This window comes from Anaeromyxobacter terrae (assembly GCF_022690685.1).
In the GTDB taxonomy this organism is placed as follows: Bacteria; Myxococcota; Myxococcia; order Myxococcales; family Anaeromyxobacteraceae; genus Anaeromyxobacter; species Anaeromyxobacter terrae.
On sequence record NZ_JALCYY010000010.1, the window covers coordinates 52,756 to 79,036 of the forward strand.

General features: G+C 72.6%; 18 protein-coding genes. 12 read left to right on the forward strand and 6 right to left on the reverse strand.

The window, feature by feature from the left end; genetic code table 11:
• Positions 1-9: 9 nt before the first annotated feature.
• The 3 genes from MNY62_RS06475 to MNY62_RS06485 form a co-directional block, all read right to left on the reverse strand.
• Positions 10-879 carry a universal stress protein gene (locus tag MNY62_RS06475; RefSeq protein ID WP_242343296.1) on the reverse strand — a complete coding sequence of 290 codons (870 nt, stop codon included), beginning with the start codon at positions 877-879 and terminating at the stop codon, positions 10-12.
• Between the two features lie 155 nt (positions 880-1,034).
• Positions 1,035-1,913 carry a formate dehydrogenase accessory sulfurtransferase FdhD gene (fdhD, locus tag MNY62_RS06480; protein WP_242343297.1) on the reverse strand — a complete coding sequence of 293 codons (879 nt, stop codon included), beginning with the start codon at positions 1,911-1,913 and terminating at the stop codon, positions 1,035-1,037.
• Entirely contained in the window at positions 1,910-3,886 is a 1,977-nt protein-coding gene (locus MNY62_RS06485; protein ID WP_242343350.1) for a Cache 3/Cache 2 fusion domain-containing protein, read from the reverse strand. The genes fdhD and MNY62_RS06485 overlap by 4 nt, the downstream gene beginning before the upstream one ends.
• A 281-nt stretch (positions 3,887-4,167) precedes the next feature.
• Between MNY62_RS06485 and MNY62_RS06490 the strand changes: the two genes are divergently transcribed.
• The 6 genes from MNY62_RS06490 (at position 4,168) to MNY62_RS06520 (ending at position 15,045) form a co-directional block, all read left to right on the forward strand.
• The gene (locus MNY62_RS06490; protein WP_242343298.1) at positions 4,168-6,093 is read left to right on the forward strand and encodes a sigma-54-dependent Fis family transcriptional regulator; all 1,926 of its coding nucleotides are present in this window, start codon (positions 4,168-4,170) and stop codon (positions 6,091-6,093) included.
• Positions 6,094-6,408: 315 nt separating this feature from the next.
• A complete protein-coding gene (fdnG, locus tag MNY62_RS06500) occupies positions 6,409-9,483 on the forward strand; it encodes a formate dehydrogenase-N subunit alpha (RefSeq protein ID WP_279426303.1) in 3,075 nt (1,024 codons plus the stop codon).
• A gap of 29 nt (positions 9,484-9,512) precedes the next feature.
• Complete coding sequence (locus tag MNY62_RS06505) at positions 9,513-11,729, forward strand: 4Fe-4S dicluster domain-containing protein (protein ID WP_242343301.1); 2,217 nt, start codon at positions 9,513-9,515, stop codon at positions 11,727-11,729.
• Between the two features lie 84 nt (positions 11,730-11,813).
• Positions 11,814-12,656 (forward strand): formate dehydrogenase accessory protein FdhE, encoded by an 843-nt coding sequence (locus tag MNY62_RS06510; RefSeq protein WP_242343302.1) that lies wholly within the window; start codon positions 11,814-11,816, stop codon positions 12,654-12,656.
• 251 nt (positions 12,657-12,907) lie between these two features.
• Complete coding sequence (locus tag MNY62_RS06515; RefSeq protein ID WP_242343303.1) at positions 12,908-13,720, forward strand: WecB/TagA/CpsF family glycosyltransferase; 813 nt, start codon at positions 12,908-12,910, stop codon at positions 13,718-13,720.
• Between the two features lie 131 nt (positions 13,721-13,851).
• Positions 13,852-15,045 (forward strand): PQQ-dependent sugar dehydrogenase, encoded by a 1,194-nt coding sequence (locus MNY62_RS06520; RefSeq protein WP_242343304.1) that lies wholly within the window; start codon positions 13,852-13,854, stop codon positions 15,043-15,045.
• A gap of 15 nt (positions 15,046-15,060) precedes the next feature.
• Here the strand turns inward: MNY62_RS06520 and MNY62_RS06525 are convergent, their stop codons facing one another.
• Entirely contained in the window at positions 15,061-15,327 is a 267-nt protein-coding gene (locus MNY62_RS06525) for a hypothetical protein (protein ID WP_242343305.1), read from the reverse strand.
• A 207-nt stretch (positions 15,328-15,534) separates the two neighbouring features.
• A complete protein-coding gene (locus MNY62_RS06530) occupies positions 15,535-17,982 on the reverse strand; it encodes an immune inhibitor A domain-containing protein (protein ID WP_242343306.1) in 2,448 nt (815 codons plus the stop codon).
• A 239-nt stretch (positions 17,983-18,221) separates the two neighbouring features.
• Here MNY62_RS06530 and draG point away from each other — a divergent pair, with 239 nt between their 5' ends.
• Positions 18,222-19,145, forward strand: coding sequence for an ADP-ribosyl-[dinitrogen reductase] hydrolase (gene draG, locus MNY62_RS06535; RefSeq protein ID WP_242343307.1), 924 nt, complete (start codon positions 18,222-18,224; stop codon positions 19,143-19,145).
• On the opposite strand, the gene MNY62_RS06540 is transcribed toward draG, so the two are convergent.
• The gene (locus MNY62_RS06540) at positions 19,138-19,926 is read right to left on the reverse strand and encodes an NAD(+)--dinitrogen-reductase ADP-D-ribosyltransferase (protein ID WP_242343308.1); all 789 of its coding nucleotides are present in this window, start codon (positions 19,924-19,926) and stop codon (positions 19,138-19,140) included. The two genes, draG and MNY62_RS06540, sit on opposite strands and share 8 nt — an antisense overlap.
• A gap of 115 nt (positions 19,927-20,041) precedes the next feature.
• On the opposite strand from MNY62_RS06540, the gene MNY62_RS06545 reads away from it, so the two are divergent.
• The 5 genes from MNY62_RS06545 (at position 20,042) to nifK (ending at position 26,239) form a co-directional block, all read left to right on the forward strand.
• Complete coding sequence (locus MNY62_RS06545) at positions 20,042-21,613, forward strand: sigma 54-interacting transcriptional regulator (protein WP_242343309.1); 1,572 nt, start codon at positions 20,042-20,044, stop codon at positions 21,611-21,613.
• Positions 21,614-21,637: 24 nt separating this feature from the next.
• Positions 21,638-22,102, forward strand: coding sequence for a GNAT family N-acetyltransferase (locus MNY62_RS06550; RefSeq protein WP_242343310.1), 465 nt, complete (start codon positions 21,638-21,640; stop codon positions 22,100-22,102).
• A 234-nt stretch (positions 22,103-22,336) separates the two neighbouring features.
• The gene (nifH, locus tag MNY62_RS06555; protein ID WP_242343311.1) at positions 22,337-23,203 is read left to right on the forward strand and encodes a nitrogenase iron protein; all 867 of its coding nucleotides are present in this window, start codon (positions 22,337-22,339) and stop codon (positions 23,201-23,203) included.
• A 27-nt stretch (positions 23,204-23,230) separates the two neighbouring features.
• On the forward strand, positions 23,231-24,676 hold the full coding sequence (gene nifD / locus MNY62_RS06560) for a nitrogenase molybdenum-iron protein alpha chain (RefSeq protein ID WP_242343312.1): 1,446 nt from the start codon (positions 23,231-23,233) through the stop codon (positions 24,674-24,676).
• 93 nt (positions 24,677-24,769) lie between these two features.
• A complete protein-coding gene (gene nifK, locus MNY62_RS06565; protein WP_242343313.1) occupies positions 24,770-26,239 on the forward strand; it encodes a nitrogenase molybdenum-iron protein subunit beta in 1,470 nt (489 codons plus the stop codon).
• Positions 26,240-26,281: the final 42 nt, after the last annotated feature.

Sequence of the window (26,281 nt, forward strand, 5' to 3'; positions counted from 1 at the left end):
GCGGGTGACTCACGCGCGCGGCGGCACGACCGCGACCGGCACCGCCGCCGTCGCGGCGAGCTCGCGGGCCAAGCTCGGGGTGGCGATGCGGTCGAGCGCGACCCGGCGCGACGCGCCGACCACGAGCAGGGGCGCCTCCCGCGCCTCGGCGATCGCATCCGCGCGATCGAGCACGTCGCCCTGCTCGACGACCACCTCGTCGGCGTGGAGCTTCTCGCGCTCGACCCACGCCGCGCACGCGACCTCCGCCGCGCGCCGCTGCTCTCTGGCGATCTCGTCGACCGACGCGCCCGCGAGGAAGGGCAGCTCGAGGAACGGCACCACGTGGAGCAGGACGAGGCGGCGCCCGGTCTGCGCCGAGAGGCGCGCCGCGAACCGGCACGCCTCGGTGGAGGAGTCGTCGAGGCGCGTCAGCGCGACGATGGGGCCGCCCCCGATGCTGGCGCACTCGAGGTCGGGCGGGACCACGACGACGGGGGAGGGGAGCCGGCGGAGCAGGCGTCGCGCGACGCGACCGAGCCGGACCAGCGCCGCCTCCGAGCGGCCCGCGATGCGGCCGACGAGGAGCGCGTCGGCGTCGTGGCGGGAGAGCGCGTCGATGAGCCCCTCGTCCGCGCCGACCCCCTCCAGGATCTCGAGCTCCTGGATGCGCTCGCCGGGAGCCTCCCGCTCGAGCGTGCGCCGGCCGGAGTCGCGCGCCGCCGCGAGCAGCTCGTCGAGGTGGTGGTACTTGAGGGCGGCGCGGAGGTGCTCCGGCTCGAGCACGTGGACCGCGATGAACCGCTCGTCGCCCTTCGGGACACTCTTCGTGAGCCAGGTCGCGAAGTGCAGCGCCCCGTGGCTCCGCGGACGAAGGTCCAGGCCGATGATCCACTTCATGGCGCCCCCCGCGCACGCGCCGGCACCCTTCACGGTCCCGGGCGGCGCCCCCATTCTCGCGGACCGCCCGGATCGCGTCGACGCCCGCGCCGGAGCGTGCGCGGTCCGGGGCCAGGTGAGCTCTCGGAGCGGGCGGTCGCCCGGCGTCCGAGACGCTACAGCCCGGAGAGCCGCTCCGCGCCCGCGTAGACGTTCATGCGGCCCGGGCGGACGAAGCCGGCGAGCGTGAGTCCGGCCGCTCGGGCGAGCTCGATCGCGAGCGACGTCGGCGCCGACACGGTGGCGACGATGGGGATCCGCGCGCGCGCGGCCTTCTGCACGATCTCCATGCCCGCCCGGCTGCTCACGGTGAGGAGCGCGGGCGCCGCCGCGGGCGCGCCGGCGGCCGCCTCCGCGCGGGCGAGGAGGAGCGCGCCGATCACCTTGTCGACCGCGTTGTGACGGCCGACGTCCTCGTGCGCGGCGACGAGCGCGCCGTCCCGCGTCCAGAGCGCGGCGACGTGCGTCCCGCCTGTCTCCTCGAACACCGGCTGGTGGTCGCGGAGCGCCGCGATCTTCTCGCCGACGAGGGCGGCCGGGATCGGGGCGATCGGCTCCGGGGCGACGAGCCCGGCCACGAGATCCTCGACGGCGCGGCGCCCGCACACGCCGCAGGCGGAGCTCGAGGCGACGCTGCGCCGGGAGCCGTCGATCCGCTCCCAGTCGATGCGGGCGCCCGAGGCCGGGGCGAGCTCGATCGCGCTGCCGTACGCCTCGTCGCCGGGGCGGCCGCAGTGGTACACGGCGCTGAAGTCGCTCGCGGACGCGATGATCCCCTCCGAAAACAGGAAGCCGAGCGCGAGCCGGTGGTCGTCCCCCGGCGTGCGCATCAGCACCCCGACCGTCTCCCCGGCGATGCGCACCTCGAGCGGCTCCTCGAGCGCGACGACATCGGAGGCGGCGCCGTCGCCGGGCCGCACGACGGAGGTCCCCGTGGTCCGCCCGTCGACCGCCGCGCGCCGCGCCGCGCGCGCGGGCGCCGGATCCTCGCTCATCGGACGAGACACGGCCGGCACTCCGGACCCGGATCGCCCTCACCGCCGCCCGGGCCGTCCACCGCGCGCCTCACGGCGGTCTGGTCGGTCACGACCTCGAGCGCCCCCACCACCCGTCCCGCGCCGTCGCGGAGCGGGACGGCCGAGTAGAGGATCTGGAGGTCGAGGCCTTCGGGGTGCGCGTCCGTCTCGCTGCTCACCTCGCGGTCCTCCGTCATCGCGCGGGCGCAGGCGCAGCGCGCCGTCCTGCAGTCGCCCTTGCGGTAGCTGTCGTAGCACTTCGTCCCGACGAGCTCCTGCGGCGTTCGACCGAGGAGGCTCGCGCCGGTCTGGTTCATGTAGCGGATGTCGAACTCGGGGCTCACGATCATGGCGGGCGCGGGCATGGCGTCGAGGTGCCCCACGAGCGTCGAGAGCGTGGCGTTCACACCCTCCACCACCTCCCGGAAGTCCCCCTGGTGCCGCGACGGATCCGCGCGCTCGGAGAGCCGGCCCTCGACGGCGGCGTCGGCGAGGGCCCCCGTCTCCTCGACGAGCCGGCGCAGCTCGGACTGCGCCGACAGGACGCTCCGGGTCAGCTCGTCGCGGTCGGAGCGGAGCACGAGCGGGGTCGAGAGATCGCCGCGGGCGAGGGCCGCCGCGCCCCGGGCGACCTCCTGGAGGTAGCGGATCGTCCCGCGGAACGCCTCGGCGAGGCGCCCGACCTCGTCGCCCGAGCGGTAGGTGACCTCCTGCTGGACGTCGCCCTCGGCGATGCGCTCGGCGGCGACGGCCATCGCCTCGAGCGGCGCGGCGAGCCGGCTCGCCGCCTTGCGCGCCGCCCAGATGCTCGCGAGCAGGAGCAGGAGGCCCACGCCGACGACGGTGACGGCCGAGGCCGCGAGCGAGGACTGCACCACGCGGAGCGGCGCCACCGCCTCGTCGCGGTCCATCTCGGCGACGATCACCCAGTCCCACGGCGCGAAGTAGGCGACCGCCGCGACCCGCTCGCGCGGTGCGCGCCCGGTCTCCGGGCGGGAGAAGGACACGCGCACGGTGTCGCCGTTCGCCTCCATCGCCGCGCGCACGAGCGCCTGGACGTACGCCTCGCCGCGGGCGTCGCGCGCGTCCCACGCGTCCTCGCCGTCGGCGTGTCCCGGGGGCGGGATGAGGTAGTGGCCGCGCTGGTTCCCGCTCGCGCCGAGCGCGTACATCGTGCCCGTCTCGCCGATCCGCGAGGCGGCCACGCCGGCGCGGATGCCCTCGAGGGAGTCCTGGCGCAGCCCGATGAAGAGCATCCCCGCGATCCGGCCGCTCGCGTCGCGGATCGGCTCGTAGCCGGAGAGGTACCAGCGGTCGAGCACCCGCGCGCGTCCCCGGTACGTCTCGCCGCGGAGCACCGTGGAGACGACCGGGTTCGGCTTGCCGTCGGGATCCACCGCCGGGATGTAGGTGCCGATCGCCCGGTGGCCGTTCCCGTCCGGCACCGTGGTCGCGACGCGGAGCATGTCGCCCCGCTCGTTCATCCGCTGGAAGAGCGTGGCCTCCGCGCCGACGAGCTCGCGGACGCGATCGACGAGCAGGCTCGGCCGCGCCGGCTCGGCGTTCTGGCCCGCCCAGGCGCCGCCGAGGAGCAGCTTCGGAAGCACCGCCTCGCCGGCGCTGCGGTCGAGCTGGTTCACCGCCGTCCAGCGCACCGTCTCCCGCGAGAACGACAGCGGCCCGAGCCGCTCCATCTGATCGCGGGCGACGCGCAGGCTGCGGGGCACCTGTTGCCAGAGCTCGCGGTGAGCGGACTCGCAGAGCGTGCGCAGGTCGCGGGCGGCCCGCGTGAGCCCCTCCTCCGCGAGCCGGCCCATGCTCGCCTCGACGTCCCCGGCGATGCGGCTGCGCTGGGCCGCGAACACGACGAGGAACGCGGCGACGAGCAGCGCGGTGGGCAGCAGGGCGACGACCAGGATCTTGCGGCGCAGGTCGAGGCCGCTCGTTCGCATCTGGAACACGTCTCCTCCGGTGAGGGCTCGTCGACCTCGCCTGCGAGAACCGAGCCGTTGCGGCAGCCGCCCGGGCCGGCGTCAGGCCGCACTTTCGTGAGCCGCGCGCCCGCAGAACCTGTAAGTAAAGGGATATACCGCGAAGCGCGCCGTCCTGCGAGGCGCGCCGCCGTCGGTGCGCCCTGATGCTCGTGCTCCCGGATGCAACAGACCGCTCGTCACTCCGGCGGCGCCTCGACCGTGCGTGGGAGCGCTTTCTCCGTGACGGCGAGCTGGACGGCGTGCGGCCCGAGATCGCGCGCTCGTGGACGCGGGTGCGCGACGTGTACCACGTCGAGCCGGGGCTCCGCCGCGCGCCGCTCGATCCCCGCGGCGAGGTCCTGCGCCGCCGCGGCGAGGACGAGACCTTCGAGCTCGCGCGTCCGGTGCTGGCGCAGCTCTCGACCCGGCTCCGCGACGCGGGGCACGCCCTCGCGCTCCTCGACGGGGAGGGGCTCGTCCTGTCCGTCGGCGGCGACCCGCAGCTCGTCGCCCGCCTCGCGGAGCTGAACCTCTGCCCCGGCGCGAGCTGGCGCGAGGAGGCGGCCGGCACGAACGCGGCAGGCACGGCGCTCGCCGAGCGGCGCGCGATGGAGGTCTTCGCCTCGGAGCACTTCCTCGAGGTGCTCCACCCCTTCACGAGCGCCGCGGCGCCCATCGTCGCGCCCGCGTCCGGCGAGGTCGCGGGGCTCGTCCAGATCACCGGCCCGTGGGACGCGAGCGAGCCCCAGGGCCTCGTCGCCGCGGCGGCGATCGCGGCAGCGATCGAGGAGCGGCTCCGCGCTCGCCAGGAGCTGCGGGACGAGCTCGTCCGCCACGCGCTCCGCGCCGCCCGGACGTCGGGCGAGGCGGTGGTCGCGGTCGACGCGCGCGGGCGCGTCCTCGCGACGAACGACGCCGCGCGCCGCAGGCTCGCGTTCGAGGACGGCGAGCTCCCGCGCGCGACGCGCGAGCGGCTCGTCGCGGCCCTCGCGGGCGGGGAGGCGTCCCGGGACGAGGAGCTCACGGTGGAGTGGCCGGGGACGGGGGACGAGCGCCGCAGGGTGACCTGCTCCGTGGTCGCGCACGAGCGGCGGCCGGTGGGCGCGGTCCTGCACGTCCCCGCGCCCTCGGGGCCGCGCGCGGCGCGCGCGGCGGCGCGCCAGCGGCTCACGACGCGCTACGGCCTCGAGGCGATCCTCGGGGAGTCGCTCCGGCTGCGGACGGCGCTCGATCTCGCCGAGGTCGCGGCCCGGAACGATCTGCCGGTGGTCCTGCACGGCGAGTCCGGCACGGGGAAGGAGCTCTTCGCGCACGGGATCCACGCCGGCGGCGACCGGGCCGGCGCGCCGTTCGTGGTGCTGAACTGCGGCGCCATCCCGGCCGCGCTCGTCGAGGCGGAGCTGTTCGGCTACGAGCCCGGGACCTTCACCGGCGCGCAGCGGGAGGGCAAGGCGGGCAAGTTCGAGGAGGCCGACGGCGGGACGCTCTTCCTCGACGAGGTCAGCGAGCTCCCGCTCCAGGCGCAGACGGCGCTCCTGCGCGTGGTCCAGGAGGCCGAGGTGGTCCGCCTGGGCGGGAGCGCTCCCCGGCACGTGGACGTGCGGGTGGTGGCCGCGACGAACCGGCGGCTCTACGACCAGGTGGAGGCCGGCCGCTTCCGCCAGGACCTCTACTTCCGCCTGAACGTGCTCCACGTGGACATCCCGCCGCTGCGGGATCGGAGCGAGGACGTGCCGCTCCTCGCCCGCGCGTTCCTGCGCGAGGCGGAGGAGCGGATGGGCCGCGATGCGCTCGAGCTGTCGGACGCCGCGAAGGCGCTGCTCCTCGCCCACCCGTGGCCGGGGAACGTCCGCGAGCTCAAGAACGTGATCATGCGCGCGGCCGCGGTGGTCGTGGGGTCGCGCATCGAGCCCGCCGACCTGCGGCTCGCGCCGGCGCGCGGGGTCGCACCGCTCCGCGTGGACGCGGCGCCGCCGCGCCCGTACGTGGAGGTCCGCTCGTCCGAGCCGCCCGCCGATGCAGCGGCCGTGGCCGACGCCGCCGCCGAGCCGGAGGGGCCGGAGCGGGACGAGCTCGTCGCCGCGCTGGACGCGTGCGGCTGGAACATCGCGCGGACGGCGACGTCGCTCGGCGTCTCGCGGATGACGCTCTACCGCCGCCTGCGGAAGTTCGGCATCACCAGGTAGCCCCCCCCGTCCGCGATCACCGCCCGTCGATGCCGCATCGACGGTGTGTCACGCGCCGTCGCGTGACATGTCACACGCGCATCGTGACACCTGTGACGCTCGCGCTGGGATTTCCCGCGCAAGCCTGTCGCTCGCTCGGCCTCCGGAGCGCGGCGGCGCATCCGTTTCGCGTCTCTTCCCTGGCAGGTGTCTTGCTCTGGCGCCTTCGCGACGCACGAAGGCCAAAAAAGACCTGAGCAGTCAGGTACATGCGGCGGTCGTCGCGAAGGCTTCGAAGTGAGCGGCAGTCGACAGAAGTCACCGGAAAGGGAAGCGATGAGCATCAGCAGAAGAAACTGGCTCAAGTTGACGGCCGGCGGCGGCGCCGGCCTCGCGCTCGCCGAGCTCGGCTTCAGCGCGGCGAAGGTCCAGGCGGCGACGGGGCACCTGAAGCTCACGGGCGCGAAGCAGTTCACGACCGCCTGTAACTTCTGCTCCTGCGGCTGCGGCATGGTCTGCAACGTGGTGGACGGCAAGCTCGTCAACCTCGAGGGCGATCCGGACCACGTCATCAACCAGGGCGCGCTGTGCTCGAAGGGCGCGGCGATGCAGGCGACCCACGAGTCCGACCGGCGCGTGAAGGCGCCGATGTACCGGGCGCCGGGCTCGGACCGCTGGCAGGAGATCAGCTGGGACGAGGCGCTCGAGAAGCTCGCGCGCAAGGTGAAGGACGTCCGCGACTCGACCTGGATCGCCACCGAGAAGGACGGCGACGTCGAGTATCCGGTCAACCGCACCGACGCGATCGGCTTCCTCGGCGGCGCGCAGAACACCAACGAGGAGTGCTACCTCTGGAACAAGATGGGGAGGCTCTTCGGGACGAACTTCGTCGAGCACCAGGCCCGACTTTGACACAGCCCCACGGTCCCCAGTCTGGGGGCCACGTTCGGCCGTGGCGCGATGACGAACCACTGGGCGGATCTGCAGAACGCCAAGGTGTTCCTCATCGAGGGCAGCAACGCCGCCGAGAACCACGTGATGTCGATGAAGTGGATCCGGAAGGCGCAGGCGAAGGGCGCGAAGATCATCCACGTCGACCCGCGCTTCAACCGCACCTCGTCGATCGCGGACATCTACGCGCGCATCCGCCCCGGCGCTGACATCGCGTTCCTGGGCGCGGTCATCCACCACGTCCTCGAGAACGCGCTCTACGACGTCGAGTACGTGAAGCTGCACACGAACGCGCTCCTCCTCGCGAAGGACGAGTTCGGCCTCGACGACGGCGTCTTCACCGGCTACCACGAGGACAAGCACAAGTACGACACCGCCTCGTGGGCGTACGACCTCGACGCCGCGACGCAGAAGCCGAAGAAGGCGGCGAGCCTCGACGACCCGCGCTGCGTGTTCTCGAAGCTGAAGCGGCACTTCGCGCGCTACACGCCCGAGGTCGCCGAGGAGATCTCGGGCGTCCCGGCGGAGCAGATCAAGCTCATCGCCGAGACGTTCGCGAACAACCGGCCGGGCACGATCCTGTACGCGCTCGGGATGACGCAGCACACGGTCGGCATCCAGAACATCCGCTGCTACGGCATCCTCCAGCTGCTCCTCGGCAACATCGGCAAGGCCGGCGGCGGCGTGAACGCGCTGCGCGGCGAGCCGAACGTCCAGGGCGCCTGCGACATGTCCGTCCTGAACGGCTACATGTTCGGCTACATCAACGCCCCGAACCACAACCACCCGACGCTCGAGGCGTGGACGAAGGACAACGGCACGTTCCGCCGGAAGTTCACCGTCAACGGCCTCAAGGCGTGGTTCGGCGACAACGCCACCGCCGAGAACGACTTCGGCTGGAGGTGGCTCCCGAAGAAGAACGGCGCGAAGGACTACACCGTCTTCGGGATGATCGACGACGCGTACGCCGGGAAGCTGAAGCTCCTCTGGGCCGTCGGGCAGAACCCGATGGTCACGAACCCGAACCTGAACTACGTGCACGAGGCGCTGTCGAAGCTCGACATGCTCGTCGTGCAGGAGCTCTGGGACACGGAGACGGCGAGCTTCTGGCAGCGGCCGGGCGCCGACCCGAAGTCGATCCAGACCGAGGTGCTCCTCCTCCCCGCCGCGTACTTCATGGAGAAGGAGGGCACGATCAGCGGCTCCGGCCGCCTCGTGCAGTGGCGCTACGCGGCGGTGAAGCCGCCCGGCCAGGCGAAGGCGGACCTCGAGATCATCGACACGGTCTTCCGCAAGGTCCGGGGCCTCTACGCCGGCTCGACCGATCCGAAGGACGAGCCGCTCACGAAGGCGGTCTGGAACTACCCCGCCCAGAACACGGCCGAGGCGGTGCTCCAGGAGATCAGCGGCCGCGTGCTCGCCGAGGTGACGCTGCCCGACGGCAAGGTGCTGCAGCCCGGCGCCTTCGTCGCCGGCATCGGCCAGCTCCAGGCGGACGGCTCGACGTCCTCGGGCGCCTGGATCTACGCGGGCGTCTTCGGCGGCGGGAAGAACCTCTCGAAGCGCCGCGACGCGAAGACCGATCCCTCGGGCCTCGGGATGTTCCCCGGCTTCGCCTGGACCTGGCCCGGCAACATGAAGATCCTCTACAACCGCGCGTCCTGCGACGCGGACGGCAGGCCCTGGGCCGGCACGACCCCGCTCGTCTGGTGGGACGCGACCGAGAAGAAGTGGAAGGGCGTCGACACGCCGGACGTGCCGGACGCCACGAAGGGCCCGGACACGCCGGAGGGCCAGCGCGCGTTCCGCATGAACGGCGAGGGCATCGGCCGGCTCATGGCGGCGGTCTACAAGGATCCTGACGCGAAGGAGAAGGAGAAGGGGCTGCCGCGCGACGGCTCGTACGTGCCGAAGGACGGCCCGTTCCCCGAGTTCTACGAGCCCATCGAGAGCCCGGTCGCGAACGTGCTGCACCCGAAGGCGCAGCACAACCCGTGCGTGAAGTACCCGCGCGTCCCGGGCAAGCAGCCCGTCGGCACGGCGAAGGACTTCCCGTACGTCCTCATGACGTCCTCCATCGCGGAGCACTGGTGCGCCGGGTCCACGACCCGCAACGTGCCGTGGCTCAACGAGCTGCAGCCGGAGTGCGTCGTGGAGCTGCCGACCCAGCTCGCGGAGAAGCTGCGGGTGAAGGGCGGCGACAAGGTGCGGGTCTCGTCGGCGCGCGGTGAGATGCTCGTGAAGGCCGTCGTCACGAAGCGCATGCAGGTCATGAGGATCGCCGGCCAGGACGTGCCCGTCGTGTGGATGCCCTACAACTGGGGCTTCAAGGGGCTCTCCACCGGTCCGTCGACCAACGTGCTGACCATCGACGCCGTCGACCCGGGCGCCGGCACGCAGGAGACCAAGGCCTGCCTCGTCAACGTGGTGCGCGTGGAGGAGGCGGTGGCGCAGCGCTAGCCGGCTGCGACGCCTCGAAAGGAACGACCATGAGCAACGCCACGTTGATCGACACGACGAAGTGCATCGGGTGCCGCTCCTGCCAGGTCACCTGCAAGCAGTGGAACGACATGCCGGCGGAGCAGACGCAGCTCCAGCCTTCCGCAGGCATGCAGAACCCGCTCACGCTCTCGGCGAAGACCCTGTGCGTCATCACCGCGCACGAGGTCGACGCCCCGAGCGCGCCGGGCGGGATGCAGTACGTCTTCGCGAAGCGCCAGTGCATGCACTGTGACGAGCCGGCCTGCGCGTCGGCCTGCCCGGTGACGGCCATCCACAAGACGAAGGAAGGGCCGGTCGTCTACGACGAGTCGAAGTGCATCGGCTGCCGCTACTGCATGTGGGCCTGCCCGTGGAGCGTGCCCATGGCGGAGTGGGACTCGCTCGCGCCGAAGATCCACAAGTGCGACATGTGCCACGACCGGGCGCTCCAGCCCGCGCCGGCGCTCCGCAACGGCGAGGCGCTCACCGGCGAGGACCAGAAGCGCTTCGCGGCGGCCATCGCGCTGCCGGCCTGCGTGAAGCAGTGCCCGGCGGGCGCGCTGAAGTTCGGCGATCGCGAGGAGCTCCTCCGCGAGGCCCGCGAGCGGATGGCGGCGAGCCCGGGGAAGTACGTCGACCACGTCTACGGCGAGAGGGAGGCCGGCGGCACGAACATGCTGTACCTCGCGAGCGTGCCGTTCGCGGAGCTCGGGTTCCCGCAGGTCGGGACCGACGCCCTCCCGAGGCGGAGCGCGGTCGCGCTCGGTGCGGTGCCGCCCGCCGTCATCGGCGTGGGCGCCGCGCTCGGCGGGGCCTACGCGCTGCACAAGCGCCGCGAGGAGGTCGCGAAGGTGGAGCCGAGGTCGATCAAGAAGGCCGCGAGGCCGGACGCGCACGACCACCACGTCGAGTTCGCGCCCGTCACGTCGAAGCTCTGGACGCCCGCGAACATCCTGCTCGCGGCGCTCATGGCCTTCGGCGGCGTCTCCTTCGTGGCCCGGTTCGCCCTCGGCCTCGGCCGCTCGACGAACCTGTCCGACACCTGGGCGTGGGGCCTCTGGATCGTCTTCGACCTCGTCTGGATCGCGGTGGCGGCGGGCGCGTTCGCCACGGCCGGCCTCATCTACGTGTTCCAGCGGAAGGACCTCTACTCCATCGGCCGCTCCGCCGTGCTGATGGGGCTCCTCAGCTACTCGTTCGTCACGGTGACGCTGCTCGCCGACCTCGGCATGCCGTGGCACTTCTGGCAGCTCGCGCTGAACGCCCCCGAGCACTCGGCGATGTTCGAGGTCTCCTGGTGCGTCGGCCTCTACGTGACGGTCCTCCTCGCCGAGTTCCTGCCGGTGCCGTTCGAGCGCTGGGGCATGAAGGCGGCGATGGAGACCTGGAAGCGCTGGTCGCCCGTCTACGTGGTCTTCGCCATCTCGGCGTTCGTGTACCTGATGTCCCGTAACCTCGTGTACACGGGCCTCGCCGCGGCGACCTTCGGCTTCATGGCCTGGGCGTTCCGCGCGCAGCCGGGCAAGAAGGCCGAGCCCATCATGCTCGCCATCGCGGCGGTGACGTTCTCCACGATGCACCAGAGCTCGCTCGGGTCGCTGTTCCTCCTCATGCCCGACAAGCTCGCCAAGGGGTGGTGGTCGCCGGTGATGCCGGTCTACTTCTTCCTCTCCTCGGTCGCGGCGGGCGTGGCGCTCATGGTCATCGTCGAGATGTGGATCGCGAAGGGCTTCAAGCGCGCGCTCCGCATGGAACAGCTCGCGTCGCTCGGCAAGATCGCGTTCCTCGCGCTCGCGACTTACCTCGCGTTCCGGGTCGGGGACCTCGCGGTCCGCGGCCAGCTCGCGACGGCGCTCACCGGCGCGGAGGCGGGGCTGCTCCTCGCCGAGCTCCTCGTGGGCGGGCTCCTCCCGCTCGCGATCCTCGGCTCGGCGAAGCTGCGCGCGAACCCGCGGACGCTGTTCCTCGGCTCGCTCCTCGCCACCCTCGGCATCGTGTTCAATCGCATGAACGTGGTGGTGTTCGCGATGAACCTGAAGGGCGCGGCGCCGCAGATCGCGCCGCAGGGGTACTTCCCCAGCGTCGTCGAGTGGGGCATCTCCATCGGCCTCGTCGCGGCGACGATCTTCCTCTTCGGCCTCGTGGCCCGGCACCTGCCGGTCCTGCCGAAGCAGGAGGGGCCCGCGGCCGCCGAGGCGGCGCGCGGGGCGGACGCCGCGGCGTAGGCTCCGGCGCTCACGCGGCACGGATCAGAAAGGCCCCCGGTCGCTCGCGGCCGGGGGCCTCTTCACTTGCTAGGATCACGGACGATGACGAACGACGCAGCGACGAAGAAGTGGATCGAGAGCCACCCCTACCTCGAGGGCGTCGCGGCGTTCCAGGCGCTCGTCGAGGGCGCCGCGGCGAGCGCCGCGCCCCTCAAGCGCCGCCCGGCGTGGGACGCCTACGCGGCGGACCTCGCGGCGGGGGTGCCGCTCCTGCGCAGCGCGCGCGCCCAGCTGGACGTCGCGCCCGAGGGCGGCGCCGCGCTCCAGGCGGTCGCGGCGCGCGTCGCGGCGGCCGAGCTGCCCCCCGCCATCGCCGAGGGGGCGCGGGCGCTCGACGACGCGCTCCGCGACGACCCGCGCGCGGCCGAGGCGGCGATCGCGTGGCTGGTGTGCGGCGCGCCCGAGAAGGGCGAGCCGGAGGGCGGCGGCCTCGTGCGGTACCTCGGCTGGACCGCCCTGCAGCGCGTGCTCGCGCCGCTCGTCGCCGAGTTCGATCGCCTGCGCGACGAGGAGCGCTGGGGCCGCGGGGACTGCCCGACCTGTGGGTCGGCCCCGGCGATGGGCGCGCTCGTCGCGGTCGCGGAGGGGCGCGGCCGCAGGCTCGCCTGCGGCTCCTGCCGGACGCGCTGGGCGTTCAAGCGCGTCGCCTGCCCGTTCTGCGGGAACGACGACGCGAACGAGATGGGCGTCCTCGAGCTCGACCAGGAGCCGGGGCTGCGGCTCGACGTGTGCGAGCGGTGCAAGGGCTACGTGAAGACGTACACCGGCACGCGCGACCTCGACCTCGTGCTCTCCGACTGGCCCACCCTGCACCTCGACGTGCTCGCCCGCGAGCGCGGCTACGAGCGGCGCGGCGCGTCGCTCTACGAGCTCGAGGAGGGCTGAGTAAGGTCGGGGTCGAGGTCGGGGTCGGGGTCGGGGTCGGGGTCGGGGTCGAGGTCGGGGTCGGGGTCGGGGTCGAGGTCGGGGTCGAGGTCGGGGTCGAGGTCGGGGTCGAGGTCGGGGTCGGGTCGGGGTCGAGGTCGAGGTCGGGGTCGGGGTCGGGGTCGGGGTCGAGGTCGAGGTCGGGGTCGAGGTCGGCGCGCTCCCGTCCGGAAAAGTGGACTCGCGGCCCGCGACCGCGGGAGAAGAGGCGCGTGACGAACGCCCGCGCCCCCGCCACGCCTCGCCGCGTCCGCATCGGCTCCCTCGACATCGACGTGCTCGACCGCGAGGGAGCGCTCGACGCCATCGAGGCGCTCGTCGCCTCGGGGCGGGGCGGCGCGGTGTTCACGCCGAACGTCGACCACGTGGTGAAGGCGGAGCGCGACCCGCGGCTCCGCGCCGCCTACGCCGCGGCCGACCTCGCCCTCGCGGACGGCATGCCGCTCGTGTGGGCCTCGCGGCTCCTCGGCACGCCGCTCCCCGAGCGCGTCGCCGGCTCCGATCTCGTCCTCCCGCTCGCCGCGCGCGCGGCGCGCCGCGGCTGGCGGCTCTATCTCGTCGGCGGGGCGCCCGGTGACGCGGCGCGCGCGGCCGAGGTGCTCGCGCGCGCGCCCGGGGTGACGATCGCCGGGGTCGACGCGCCCATCCTCGATCCCTCGCCGGCGGGCGACGCGGCGGGCCTCGCCGCCGCCGAGCGGGTGCGCGCCGCGCGCCCCGATCTCGTCCTCGCCGCGTTCGGAGCGCCGAAGCAGGAGCTGTGGATCCATCGCCACCTCGACCTGCTCCGCCCCGCGGTCGTGATCGGCGTCGGCGCGAGTCTCGCGTTCGTCGCCGGGAGCGTCCCGCGCGCGCCGCGCTGGATGTCGCGGGCCGGCCTCGAGTGGCTCCACCGGCTCGCGCGCGAGCCGCGCCGGCTGTGGCGCCGCTACCTCGTCGAGGACGCGGCGTTCGTGCCCATCCTGCTCCGGAGCTGGCGCGACGCGCGACGCGCACGAGCGGGTGCGCGGAGACCGTCCGGCGGCTGAGCGTGGGACGGCGGCGCGCGCGTCGGCCCGCGAAAGGCGCGACGCCCGAACGGTCGGGCGCTCCCCACCGGGACGCGCTCGCGCCGCGAACGGGAGCGGCGCCGGTCGGCGCGCCGGGACACAACCTCGCGATGCGCCGCCACTGTGCGCTCAGCGCCGCTGCAGCCTTCGCCGTCCTCGCCGCAGGCTGCGGCGACTCCGTCGCGACGGGCGCCGGCCCGGCCGCTCCAGCCGCACCCGAGGCCCCCGCCTGCACGCTCGTCGAGGACGGCTGGGGTCCCGCGGGCACCACGCCGATCCGCGTCGAGAAGGTCGCGACCGGGCTCGAGGTGGCGTGGGCGATGGCGTTCCTGCCGGACGGCGACGCGCTCGTCACCGAGCGGCCGGGGCGCATCCGGCTCCTCCGCGGCGGCGTGCTCGAGGCGGCGCCGGTCGCGATCGTGCCCGTCGTGGCCGAGGGCGAGGGCGGGCTGCTCGGGATCGCCGCGGATCCGCGCTTCGCCGAGAACCGCCGCTTCTACACGTACCACACGGCGGACGATGGCGGACGGAGCGTGAACCGCGTCACGCGCTGGGTGCTCGCCGAGGATCGCGGCTCGGCGCGCGTGGATCGCGTGATCCTCGACGGCATCCCGGCCGCCGGGGTGCACGACGGCGGCCGCATCCGCTTCGGCCCCGACGGCCTGCTCTACGTCGGCACCGGCGACGCGCAGGAGCCGTCGCGCGCGCAGGACCTCGGCTCGCTGGCTGGAAAGCTCCTGCGCGTCACCACGGAAGGGGCGCCCGGCGACGGGAACCCGTTCCCTGGAAGCCCGGTCTTCCTCCTCGGCATCCGAAACACGCAGGCCTTCGACTTCCTCCACGCGGGGACGCTCGTCGTCGGCGATCACGGCCCGAGCGGCGACACCGGGCGCAGCGGGCACGACGAGGTGAACGTCGCGCGCGCGGGCGACAACCTCGGCTGGCCGGACGTGTACTCGTGCGACACGGCGAGCGGCATCACCTCGCCGGCGATCGTCTGGAGCCGCGCCGCGCCGCCGGGCGGGGGGAGCGTCTACCGCGGCGACGCGGTGCCGGCGTGGAAGGGGAGCTTCCTCGCCGGGATCCTCGGCGCGCGCCACCTGCACCGGATCCTGCTCGGCGAGGACGGTCGCGTGCGCGAGCACGAGGTCTACCTGCAGGGCGATCCGCCCGCGGGGCTCGGCCGCGTTCGCGACGTGCAGCAGGGACCTGACGGCGCAGTGTGGGTGACGACGAGCAACTGCGACGGCCGCGGCACCTGCCCGCCCGAGAAGGACGTGGTGGCGCGGGTCGTGGCGCGGTGAGGCGCGGTCCTCGTGCTAGCGGAGCCCGATGAGCTGGCCGAGCCGCTTCTGCGCGGTCGCGGCGTGGGGCGGGGGGATGCGGAGCCCGAAGGAGAGCGGCTCGTTCAGGCGCGCCCCGAGGTGCTTGAGGCCTGCCGGGAGGAGGTCGGCGGTGGAGGCCAGGTCGAGGTCGAGGCCGCCCGGGAGCGCCCGCGTCCGGCGGCGGCGCCGTGACGCGACGGCCACGGAGAGCGTCATGACGACAGCGGCGAAGAGCGTGAGGAGCGCGATCCCGACGTTCATGGTTCACCCGGCGCGGCCGCCTGTCCGGCCGCAGACCTCCGAAACTAGATCCCGGTCGCCAGGACGTGACCCCCCCTCGATAGGGCGTGGGGGTGTGAGGCGCTGCCGCAGGATGCGAGCAGGCGAGCCCCCGGAGGGTGAGAGGGCCGCTCCCCCGCCGAGGCGGGGGAGCGGCTCGACGCGCGAGCTGACCGAGCCGCTCGCGAGCTACTTTCGCCCGAGCCCCACGAGCGCGGCGGAGCCGTCCGTCGCCTCGCCGAGCACGCGGAACTGGAACCCGAAGGTCGGGAGGAGCGTGCTCGCCGCAGGGGTCTGGCGGCTCCAGTACGTGAGGCTGTCGTCGAAGCTCGGGACGGCGGTCAGTCCCGAGTAGTCCCGCGTGACGCCGAAGTACCCGAGCCTGTTGTCCACCGCGCGCTCGAGGCTGAACGCGGCGTCGGAGCTCTGCACGTGCGTGTTGAACGGGTAGCTCCCGACGCCCACGGACGTGACGCCGTCGAGCGTCACGACCCCGCCCGACGGACGCATGATCGGCTGATCGTGCGAGTCAACCACGAGGAGATATCCGTGGCCGGGGTGCGCGCCGGTCCAGTTGTTCGTCCAGCTCATGTCGCGGAACCAGAGCACGAGGCCCGGGCTGTACGCGTAGAGCCACGGCATGTTCGGGTTGCCGGTGCTGCCGTACGCATCGTACTGGGTGCAGTGCTGGAGCCCGGCGTCCGGGTTGCGGATCGGCGCCCCGGCGCGGCTCACCGAGAAGTCCGCGTTGTTGCGCCACTCGAGCATGTAGTAGCGGCCGAACGACTGCGTGCCGTCGCTGCGCCTCCAGCCGTTCGACGGCTGGTACAGCCACCCCGGCTGCGCGGTCTCGGCGCCGTCGGAGAGGACGGTGGCGCCGTCCGCGGCGACGGTCACGTCGTCCACGAAGAACCCGGCGTTGTTCGAGCCCCAGTCGGTCATGTAGCGGAACGCGATGATGAGGTGCTGGCCCGCATACGCCGAGAGGTCGGCCGTCTTCTGCTGCCAGCCGCCGCTCCGGCCGGTGAAGCCAGGGAGCTGCGCGACGATCTCGGGCATCGCCGAGCCGTCATGCGTGGAGGTGGTGCCGGCGAGGGGAAGCGAGGTCCACGTCGCGCCGCCGTCCGTGGAGACCTGCACGAAGCCGAAGTCCCAGCCCGGCTCGATGTCGTACCAGGTCCAGAACGAGAGGGACGCGCTCGTCTTGCCGGTGAGATCGACGGTCCGGGAGAGGACGTTGTCGAGGAGGTCGGCACGGCCGCCCCAGAACGCGAGCGTCCCGGAGTGCGGCGTGGTGAGGACCACGCGGTTCGCCGGGAGATCGACGCGGAGCGCGCTCAGGGTGCCCGGTCCGCCCCAGTAGCTCGCCTGGTCGAGGCGGGCGACGACCGGATCCTTGCCGAGCGCCGCGACGTTCACCCGGCCCACGGTGTCGCCGAGGAAGCCGAGGGAGTAGCGCGCCCAGATGCTCATGTTCGAGGGCTCGGTCTGCGCCGGCACGCCGGCCCAGGACCCCTGGGACATGATGCTCCAGTTGGCGATGGAGTCCCCGCGGCCGCTGTACGCGGTGTCGTACTCGTCCGGCAGGCCGAGGTCGTGGCCAAACTCGTGCGCGAACACGCCCACGCCGCCGTCCTCGGGCATGATGGTGTAGTTGCTGATCACGAGGCCGCCCGGGCACCGCGCGGTCGGCCCGGTGACCGGCGCCGGCGGCATCACGTCCCAGCTGTGCGCCCAGATCGCGTCCTCGCCCTGCGCGCCGCCGCCCGCCGACTCGTCCACGCCCGCGTGGATGATGAGGACGTGATCGAGGACGCAGTTCCCGTCCGCGTCGTACTCCTCCCACGGCACGGCGCCCTGCGCGTTGACGACCCCCACCGCGTCGCGGATGAGGTCCCAGGTGTTCCCGGGCGCGAGGTCGTTGCCGTCCGCGTCGTTGTCACCGTAGTACGCCTCGGGCTTGCCGACCGTGAACCAGCCGTAGGCGTCGCCGGAGATCGTGTACTGGCCGAACGACTGCGCGAGGTAATAGTCGCGCATCGACGGCCGCCGCTGGCCGGTGTACGCGCCGTGGGTGATCTCCCAGCCGCCGTCGTTGAAGAGCATCTGCTCGTAGTGCTCGCGCGTGAACTGCGGGACCCACAGGTCGTAGTCGTTGTCCGGCTCGGGGATCTGGTCGTGGAGAGGCCCGGCCGCGGTGCGCTCGCCCTGGGTGGTCTGCCACGTGAACGGCTGGCTCGAGAAGTCGACGAGGAGGAGGAGGAGCTTGTCGTTCGCCACGAGCGGCTTGAACCCCGGGGTCGACGCGGGCACGTCGACCGTGTTGCCGAGCTTGCGGCCCCGGATCGCGCCCGTCGTCTCGCCGAGCGCGGCCTCGTTCGCCTCGAGCCGCTTCCGCGCGAGGCGGTTCCCCTCGTGCTCGAGGTTCGCGAGCCGCCGCCCGACGTACGCCTTCACCGCTGCGTCGACCTGGTCCTCCGTGGCGTTCGCCGGGATCACGCCGCGCCGGATGAGGCTCTGCGCGATCTTGTCCACGTTCGGCGGCATCCCCGACGCCGCGCCTTCGGCGCGCGCCGGGGTCGCGGCGAGCAGCGCCGCGACGGCGATGGTCCCCACTACGACTCTCTTCGGAATCATGAAGCCCCCGTTCACTGGAATGTCCCGCAGCCGTCCGCTGGTGCGTCCCGTCCCATGCTCAGCGTGAAGGCGTGCCATGTTCGGGGGAGTAGGCGCATGCTGTAAAGGTACCCACCTGGACGTACGCCCTCCGGCCGAGCTGGCGCAGAAGTGACGCTGCGACGCGGTGCGGCGAGTCGCGGATCGCGCAGGCGAATTCCACGATCACCTCGGGTACGGTTCTCGCAAAGCCCTCCCGGGTGCCTCCGCTCTTGGTGAACCTGCCCGACGTCCGCGACCGGGCCCGCGCCGCGTTCCTCGGGGCGGCGGTCGGCGACGCGCTCGGCGCGACCGTCGAGTTCATGACCCCCGGCGAGATCCGCGCCGCGCTCGGGGTGCATCGGGAGATCACCGGAGGCGGCTGGCTCCGCCTGAAGCCCGGCGCCGTCACCGACGACACGGAGATGTCGCTGTGCCTCGCGCGCGCGATGGACGCCGCGGGGGGCTGGTCCACCTCCGACGCCGCCTCGTCCCTCGCGGCGTGGCTCCGCGCCGGGCCGGTGGACGTCGGGTCGACGTGCCGGCGCGGGATCCGGCGCTTCATGCTGGACGGGACGCTCGCGGGTCCTCCGAGCGCCGGCGACGCAGGGAACGGCGCGGCGGCGCGGATGGTGCCCATCGCCCTCGTCACGCTCGGCGACGGGGAGGCGCTCCGCCGCGTCGCGCTCGAGCAGGCCCGGCTCACGCACCACCACCCGCTCTCCGACGCGGCCTGCCTGCTCGTGGGCGAGCTCGTCCAGCTCGGCTGCATGGGCCTCTCGCTGCGCCGCCTGCGCGCCGCCGCGGACGCGCTCGTGGCCGCCGAGCCCCGCTTCCGCTTCTCGCCCTACCGGGGGCTCGCGACCGGCTACGTCGTCGACACGCTCCAGACGGCGCTCCACTTCTTCTTCACGACCCGCTCGTTCGAGGAGTGCCTGGTCGCCGTCGTGAACCAGGGCGGCGACGCCGACACGACCGCCGCGATCGCCGGCGCGATCGCCGGTGCGTACCACGGGCCCGAGGCGATCCCGCGGCGCTGGCTGCGGCGGCTCGAGCGCGGGATCGCGGAGGAGCTCGCGGGGCTGGCGGAGCGGCTCGTCGCGCTGTCGCCGCTCGGACGCGGGGCGTCGCCGAGACTCAGGTGAGGATGCGCACGACCCGCGCCTCGCCGCCCACCGCGAGCCACTCGCGCTCGCCGCGCAGGATCGCGCGCGGGAACACGTCCGGCGCGAGGAACACCCGCGGCAGCGCGACGCGCACCTCCCAAACCGTCGAGCCGAACTCCCAGGCCCGCTCGCGATCGTCGGTGAACGAGCAGAGGCTGTTGAGCCGCACGATCCACTCGCGCCGGCCGACCTCCGCGATCACCTCGTGGTCACCGGGATCGTTCACGCCGCGCCAGAGGGTCACGCAGCGCTCGCCCGGACGGCGCCGCGCGAGCTCGTACTGCGTGAAGGTGTAGACGAGGTCGAGCTGATCGAGGATCGCGCTCGTGCAGGCGCTGCCGCGCGTGCGGTCCTGGGCGTAGCGCGCGTACTCGGGCCCGTCGACGCCGCGGATCGGCGCGCGGTGGAAGCAGGGCGGGATCCCCATGCGGCTCTCGACCCAGCCCTTCAGCACCGCGCCCTCGATGCTCGACGCGTCGACGCCCCAGCCGCGCAGGAAGCGCAGATAGGAGTTCTTGAGGCTCCGCCGCGCCGGGGCGGTCGCCTGCTCCGCCCAGTGGTGGAGCTGAAAGCGCACCGAGAGCCAGTCGTCGAACATGAGCGCGCGCGCGACCGGGTCCTCGAGCCCGTCGAGCGCGCGGAAGAGGAACGCGTTCGACGCCCGCACGCCCTGGATCTCCAGAGGCACCGGGTGCTCGTTGAACTGGCAGCTCGCGATCACCCAGGGAGGCAGGTTGCAGCGGTTGAGCGAGATCGTCATGGTCGGCGCGCCGGGAGCCCGCGGGATCCGGCCGTGTTTCGCGCGTCCTGCAAGAACCGGTGCCGGCCTCGCGCTCGGCGGGGAGCTGGCACCGCGCTTGCGAGAGCGGACCGGCATGCCCGGCCGCGAGGCGCGCGAGGTCCAGGCCCTGCACGACGCCGCGCGCGTCCTCTGGCTCGCGACGGATCTCCGCGAGGCCCTGGACGCGACGCTGGCGGTGCTGCAGCTCGAGCTCGGGATGGAGAACGGGACCCTCTCGCTCTTCGACCCCGTGACGGGCGAGGTGTTCATCGAGGCTGCGCCGGAGATGCGCGACCGCGAGCGGATCCTCGGGCGGCTGCGGCCGGGCGAGGGGATCATCGGGCGGATCTTCGCGACGGGCATGCCCATCGCCGTGCCCGACATCGGCGAGGAGCCGCTGTTCCTGAACCGGACCGGCACCTGGCGCGATCTGGCGCAGGAGCCGCGGGCCTTCCTCGGCGTCCCCGTCCGCCACGGTCGGACGACGCTCGGGGTGCTCACCATCGACCGGCGCCATCGCGCCGGCCCCATCTCCTTCGAGCGCGACCTCCGCTTCCTCGAGATCCTCGCGGGCATGATCGGGGCGCGCGTCCGGCTGCAGGAGCTCGAGAACCCGCGCCGGCGCGCGGTGCTGGAGGAGGAGGCGGGCGCGCCCGAGGCGCGGCTCCCGGGGATGATCGGGGTGGGGCGCCGGATGCGCGAGGTGCTCGAGCGCGTCGAGCGCGTCGCGCGGAGCCGCGCGACCGTGCTCGTGCGCGGCGAGAGCGGCACCGGCAAGGAGCTCGTCGCGCGGGCGCTCCACGAGGCGAGCCCGCGCACGGGCAGGCCCTTCGTGGCGCTCAACTGCGCGGCGCTTCCGGAGGCGCTCCTCGAGAGCGAGCTCTTCGGGCACGAGAAGGGCGCCTTCACCGGGGCCGCCGCCGGCGCGAAGGGGCGGTTCGAGCTCGCCGACGGCGGGACCTTGTTCCTCGACGAGATCGGCGAGCTGTCCCTCTCCGCCCAGGCGAAGCTCCTCCGCGCCATCCAGGAGCGGCAGTTCGAGCGGGTGGGCGGGCGGCGCGCGGTGACCGTCGACGTCCGCATCGTCGCCGCGACGAATCGCGATCTCGACGCCGCGGTCCAGGCCGGCGAGTTCCGGCTCGACCTCTTCCATCGCATCTCCGTCGTGACGGTGGTCCTCCCGCCGCTCCGCGAGCGGCGGGAGGATCTCCCGGCGCTCGCGGAGCACCTCGTCCGCGAGCTGGCGGAGGAGAACGGCCGCGAGGTGCGGCTCGGCGCGGACGCGCTCGACGCGCTCCTCGGGCACGACTGGCCCGGCAACGTCCGGCAGCTCCGGAACGTCCTCGAGGCGGCGATCGTCTCGACCGAGGCGGTGGTGCTGCGCGCCGCCCACCTCGGGATCGGGACGCCGTCGACGCAGGAGACGGGGCCCAGCGAGGCGGGCGCATGCGCCCGCCTCGCGGTGGCGGGGGTGGCCGGCGCGGAGGCGCTGCTCGCCGGGGTGGGCGCGGGCGACGTCGCCCCCGCCGGCGAGGAGCGCGAGGTGCGGCTCGCGCTCGCGCGCGCGGGGTTCGTGAAGGCCAAGGCGGCGCGCCTCCTCGGCATGACGGTCCGGCAGCTCGACTGGCGCGTCCGCAAGTACGGCATCGCCGTCGAGCGGTTCTGAACGGCGCGCCTCGGGGAGGTGGACGTGGAAGACGTCGCGATCCGGGGCGCTGCCCCGGCGGATGCGGAGCGGCTCGTGCGGCTCCTCGGGATCCTGTTCTCGATCGAGGCGGACTTCCGACCCGATCCCGATCGGCAACGGCGCGGGCTCGCGCTCATGCTCGCGGAACCGGAGCGCAGGGCCGTGCTCGTCGCCGAGCGCGCCGGCGAGGTGGTCGGGATGGTCACCGCCCAGCTCGTCGTCTCGACCGCGGAGGGCGGGCCCGCGGCGCTCGTGGAGGACATGGTCGTGGACGCGGGGGAGCGCGGGCGCGGGGTCGGGCGCCGGCTGCTCGAGGCGATCGAGGGCTGGGCGGCCGCGCGCGGCGCGTCGCGCCTGCAGCTCCTCGCCGACCGGGACAACGCCCCGGCGCTCGGCTTCTACGCGCGCGCGGGCTGGCAGCCGACGCGGCTCGTGTGCCTGCGGCGCCCGGCGCGCGAAGACCGCTAGCTCGACTCCGACGCTGTCCGGTTTCGCACGCGCTGTCGGGTTTCACGCAGCGGGTAACGTCCGATCTCGAACACGCGCTGCGCCTCGGGGGCCGCGCGGCGCGAGCGGCTTGCGCGCGGCGCGGCGGATCGGCGCCCGCGCGCGCAGGATTCGCGCGGGGCGCGGCGGTACGGCCCTTGCTCTCCCTCCCTGCGAACACGGCGCGGGACGCTCCCCGCGAGGAGGCGAGACGACATGCGGCAGATCGCGATCTACGGGAAGGGCGGCATCGGCAAGTCCACGACGACGCAGAACACCGTCGCGGGGCTCGCCTCGCTCGGGAAGAAGGTGATGATCGTCGGCTGCGACCCCAAGGCCGACTCCACGCGCCTCATCCTGCACGCGAAGGCGCAGGCGACCGTGATGGACCTCGTCCGCGAGCGCGGCACGGTGGAGGACCTCGAGCTCGGCGACGTGCTGAAGACGGGCTACGGCGACGTGAAGTGCGTCGAGTCCGGCGGCCCGGAGCCGGGAGTCGGCTGCGCCGGCCGCGGGGTCATCACCGCCATCAACTTCCTCGAGGAGAACGGCGCGTACACGCCCGACCTCGACTTCGTCTTCTACGACGTGCTCGGCGACGTCGTCTGCGGCGGCTTCGCGATGCCCATCCGCGAGAACAAGGCGGAGGAGATCTACATCGTCTGCTCCGGCGAGATGATGGCGATGTACGCGGCGAACAACATCGCCCGCGGCATCCTCAAGTACGCCGCCACCGGCAAGGTCCGCCTGGCCGGCCTCATCTGCAACTCGCGCAACACCGATCGCGAGGCGGATCTCATCGAGGCGCTCGCGAGGCGGCTCGGGACGCAGATGATCCACTTCGTCCCGCGTCACAACCAGGTGCAGCGCGCCGAGCTGCGCCGCATGACCGTCATCGAGTACTCGCCGGAGCACGTGCAGGCCGAGGAGTACCGCGCGCTCGCGAAGAAGATCGCCGAGAACAAGATGCTGGTGGTCCCGACGCCGCTCCAGATGGAGGAGCTGGAGGAGTTGCTCATGGAGTTCGGGATCATCGCCGACGAGGACGAGACGAAGGTGGGCGTCGCCGAGGCGGCGGCGTAGCGCGGCGGAACGGGAAGGAGCCCTCGGATGTCTGGAACCGTGAAGAAGGTGGACGGGATCACGAAGGAGTCCACGCAGGCGATGATCGACCGGACGCTCGAGGCGTATCCGGAGAAGGGGAGGAAGAAGCGCGCGCCGCACCTCGCGCCGAACGATCCGGCGTCCGGCAGCGCCTGCGTGAGGTCGAACCGGAAGACGGTCCCCGGCGTCATGAGCGCCCGTGGCTGCGCCTACGCGGGCGCGAAGGGCGTGGTGTGGGGGCCGATCCGCGACATGGTCCACGTCTCCCACGGACCGGTCGGCTGCGGCTGGTACTCGTGGGGCACGCGCCGCAACCTCATGAGCGGCGTGAACGGCGTCTCGAGCTTCGCGATGCAGTTCACGTCCGACTTCCAGGAGAAGGACATCGTCTACGGCGGCGACAAGAAGCTCGCCGTGCTCCTGCGGGAGGCGAAGGAGCTCTTCCCGCTCGCCAAGGGCATCTCGGTCCTGTCGGAGTGTCCGGTCGGCCTCATCGGCGACGACATCAACGCCGTCGCCAAGCAGATGTCGAAGGAGCTCGACCTCCCCATCATCCCCTGCAACTGCGAGGGCTTCCGGGGCGTCTCCCAGTCGCTCGGGCACCACATCTCCAACGACACGATCCGCGACTACGTCATCGAGACGCGCGAGTTCTCCGAGCCGGAGACGCCTTACGACATCGCGCTCATCGGCGAGTACAACATCGGCGGAGACGCGTGGTCGACGAAGCCGCTCCTGGAGGAGTGCGGCTTCAACGTGAAGGCCACCTGGACGGGCGACGGCCAGATGGAGCACATCGCGGCGACGCACAAGGTGAAGCTCAACGTCATCCACTGCTACCGCTCCATGAACTACATGTGCAAGGTCATGGAGGAGAAGTACGGCGTGCCCTGGATCGAGCTGAACTTCTTCGGTCCGACGAAGATCAAGGAGAGCCTGCGAAAGCTCGCCGAGCGGTTCGACGACCGGATCAAGGAGAACGTGGAGAAGGTCATCGCCAGGTACGAGCCCAGGATGCAGGAGGTGATCGAGGAGGTCCGGCCTCGCCTCGAGGGCAAGAAGGTCATGCTGTACGTCGGCGGCCTGCGCCCGCGCCACACCGTGGGCGCCTACGAGGACCTCGGCATGACCGTCGTCGGCTCCGGCTACGAGTTCGCCCACTCCGACGACTACGACCGGACCGCCCCCGAGATGCCCGACGCGACGGTCATCTACGACGACGCCTCGGAGTACGAGCTCGAGCAGTTCGTCCACGACCTGAAGCCGGACCTCGTCGCCTCCGGCATCAAGGAGAAGTACCTCTTCCAGAAGATGGGGTTGCCGTTCCGGCAGATGCACAGCTGGGACTACTCGGGGCCGTACCACGGGTACAAGGGGTTCCCGATCTTCGCGCGGGACATCGACATGGCGATCAACAGCCCGACGTGGAGGCTGGTGAAGTCGCCGTTCTAGTCGAGGGGCGGGGGCTCCCCCGCCATTTCAAAGAATTCGATCTGCCGTCCCTCCGGGACGGAACGCTCCCTGCTCGTCCGAAGGAATCGACAAATGGCGAACAACCTTGGACTGACCGTCAAGCCCGTCTGCGACATCACGCCCGAGGAGGAGAGGCGGGTCCGCGCCTGGATCGACACGCCCGAATACAAGGAGAAGAACTTCGCGCGCCAGGCGCTCGTGGTGAACCCCGCCCACGCGTGCCAGCCGCTCGGCGCCGAGCTGTGCGCCCACGGCTTCGAGGGGACGCTGCCGTTCGTGCACGGGTCGCAGGGCTGCGCGTCCTACTACCGCTCGACGCTGAACCGCCACTTCCGCGAGCCCGCGCCGGCCGTCTGCAGCGCCATGTCCGAGGACGGCGCGGTGTTCGGCGGCCAGAACAACCTGCACGAGGGGCTCGAGAACGCCTGCGCGCTCTACAAGCCGAAGATGGTCGCCGTCTTCACCTCCTGCATGCCGGAGATCATCGGCGACGACCTCTCCGCGTTCATCAAGAACGCGCGGCAGAAGGGGCTCCTGCCGAAGGACGTCCCGTCCCCCTACGCCAACACTCCCAGCTTCAACGGCTCCCACGTCCACGGCTACGACGCCATGCTCGCGGCCATCCTGGAGACGCTCACCGAGGGGAGGAAGGTCGAGGGGCGCTGCACCGGCAAGCTCAACTTCATCGCCGGCTTCGACGCGAACACCGGCAATTACCGGGAGTACAAGCGGATCTTCGAGGCGTTCGGGATCCCGTACACGTTCCTGGCCGACATCTCCGAGTCGTTCGACTCGCCGCTCGACGGCACCTACCGCCTCTACCCGGGCGGCACCCCGCTCGAGGAGGCGGCCGACTCCATCAACGGCAAGGCGACGCTCTCCGTCGCGCCCTACGCCACGACCCGGACGTTCACGTGGGTGAAGGAGAGCTACTCCGGAGAGCACGTCTCCATGCCGATGCCGATGGGCATCGGCAAGACGGACGCGTTCCTCCTGAAGCTCTCGGAGCTGTTCGACAAGCCAGTGCCGGCCGCGCTCAAGGCGGAGCGCGGCCGGGCGGTCGACGCGATGACCGACTCCCACCAGTACATCCACGGGAAGCGGTTCGCGGTCTACGGCGACTCCGACTACCTCGTCGGCTACGTCTCCTTCCTGCTCGAGATGGGCGCGAAGCCCGTCCACGTCCTCTGCTCGAAGGGCTCGAAGAAGCTGGAGAAGGAGCTCGACGGGCTGCTCGGGGCCTCGCCCTACGGCAAGGAAGGGAAGGTCTACATGAACAAGGACCTCTGGCACCTCCGGTCCCTGCTCGTGACGGATCCGGTGGACGCGCTCATCGGCGACACGCACGGCAAGTTCGCCGCGCGCGACGCGAAGGTCCCGCTCTTCCGCTTCGGGTTCCCGATCTTCGACCGCGTCAACAGGCACCGCTACCCGCTCGTCGGCTACCAGGGCGTCATCAACATGGTCACCGAGATCTGCAACAAGTTCATCGATCTCAAGGATGACACGAGCGACGACCGCTCCTTCGAGATGATGCGGTAGCCGCCGCGCACGCCCCCGACCAACGAACCCGAGCGAGGCGGC

What these genes read in the sequence shown, in the direction of transcription:
- MNY62_RS06475 (WP_242343296.1), bottom strand. Translation starts at nt 879, where the DNA reads ATGAAGTGGATCATCGGCCTGGACCTTCGTCCGCGGAGCCACGGGGCG.
- fdhD (WP_242343297.1), bottom strand. Translation starts at nt 1,913, where the DNA reads ATGAGCGAGGATCCGGCGCCCGCGCGCGCGGCGCGGCGCGCGGCGGTC.
- MNY62_RS06485 (WP_242343350.1), bottom strand. Translation starts at nt 3,886, where the DNA reads ATGCGAACGAGCGGCCTCGACCTGCGCCGCAAGATCCTGGTCGTCGCC.
- MNY62_RS06505 (WP_242343301.1), top strand. Translation starts at nt 9,513, where the DNA reads ATGAGCAACGCCACGTTGATCGACACGACGAAGTGCATCGGGTGCCGC.
- MNY62_RS06510 (WP_242343302.1), top strand. Translation starts at nt 11,814, where the DNA reads ATGACGAACGACGCAGCGACGAAGAAGTGGATCGAGAGCCACCCCTAC.
- MNY62_RS06520 (WP_242343304.1), top strand. Translation starts at nt 13,852, where the DNA reads ATGCGCCGCCACTGTGCGCTCAGCGCCGCTGCAGCCTTCGCCGTCCTC.
- MNY62_RS06525 (WP_242343305.1), bottom strand. Translation starts at nt 15,327, where the DNA reads ATGAACGTCGGGATCGCGCTCCTCACGCTCTTCGCCGCTGTCGTCATG.
- MNY62_RS06530 (WP_242343306.1), bottom strand. Translation starts at nt 17,982, where the DNA reads ATGATTCCGAAGAGAGTCGTAGTGGGGACCATCGCCGTCGCGGCGCTG.
- MNY62_RS06540 (WP_242343308.1), bottom strand. Translation starts at nt 19,926, where the DNA reads ATGACGATCTCGCTCAACCGCTGCAACCTGCCTCCCTGGGTGATCGCG.
- MNY62_RS06545 (WP_242343309.1), top strand. Translation starts at nt 20,042, where the DNA reads ATGCCCGGCCGCGAGGCGCGCGAGGTCCAGGCCCTGCACGACGCCGCG.
- nifH (WP_242343311.1), top strand. Translation starts at nt 22,337, where the DNA reads ATGCGGCAGATCGCGATCTACGGGAAGGGCGGCATCGGCAAGTCCACG.
- nifD (WP_242343312.1), top strand. Translation starts at nt 23,231, where the DNA reads ATGTCTGGAACCGTGAAGAAGGTGGACGGGATCACGAAGGAGTCCACG.
- nifK (WP_242343313.1), top strand. Translation starts at nt 24,770, where the DNA reads ATGGCGAACAACCTTGGACTGACCGTCAAGCCCGTCTGCGACATCACG.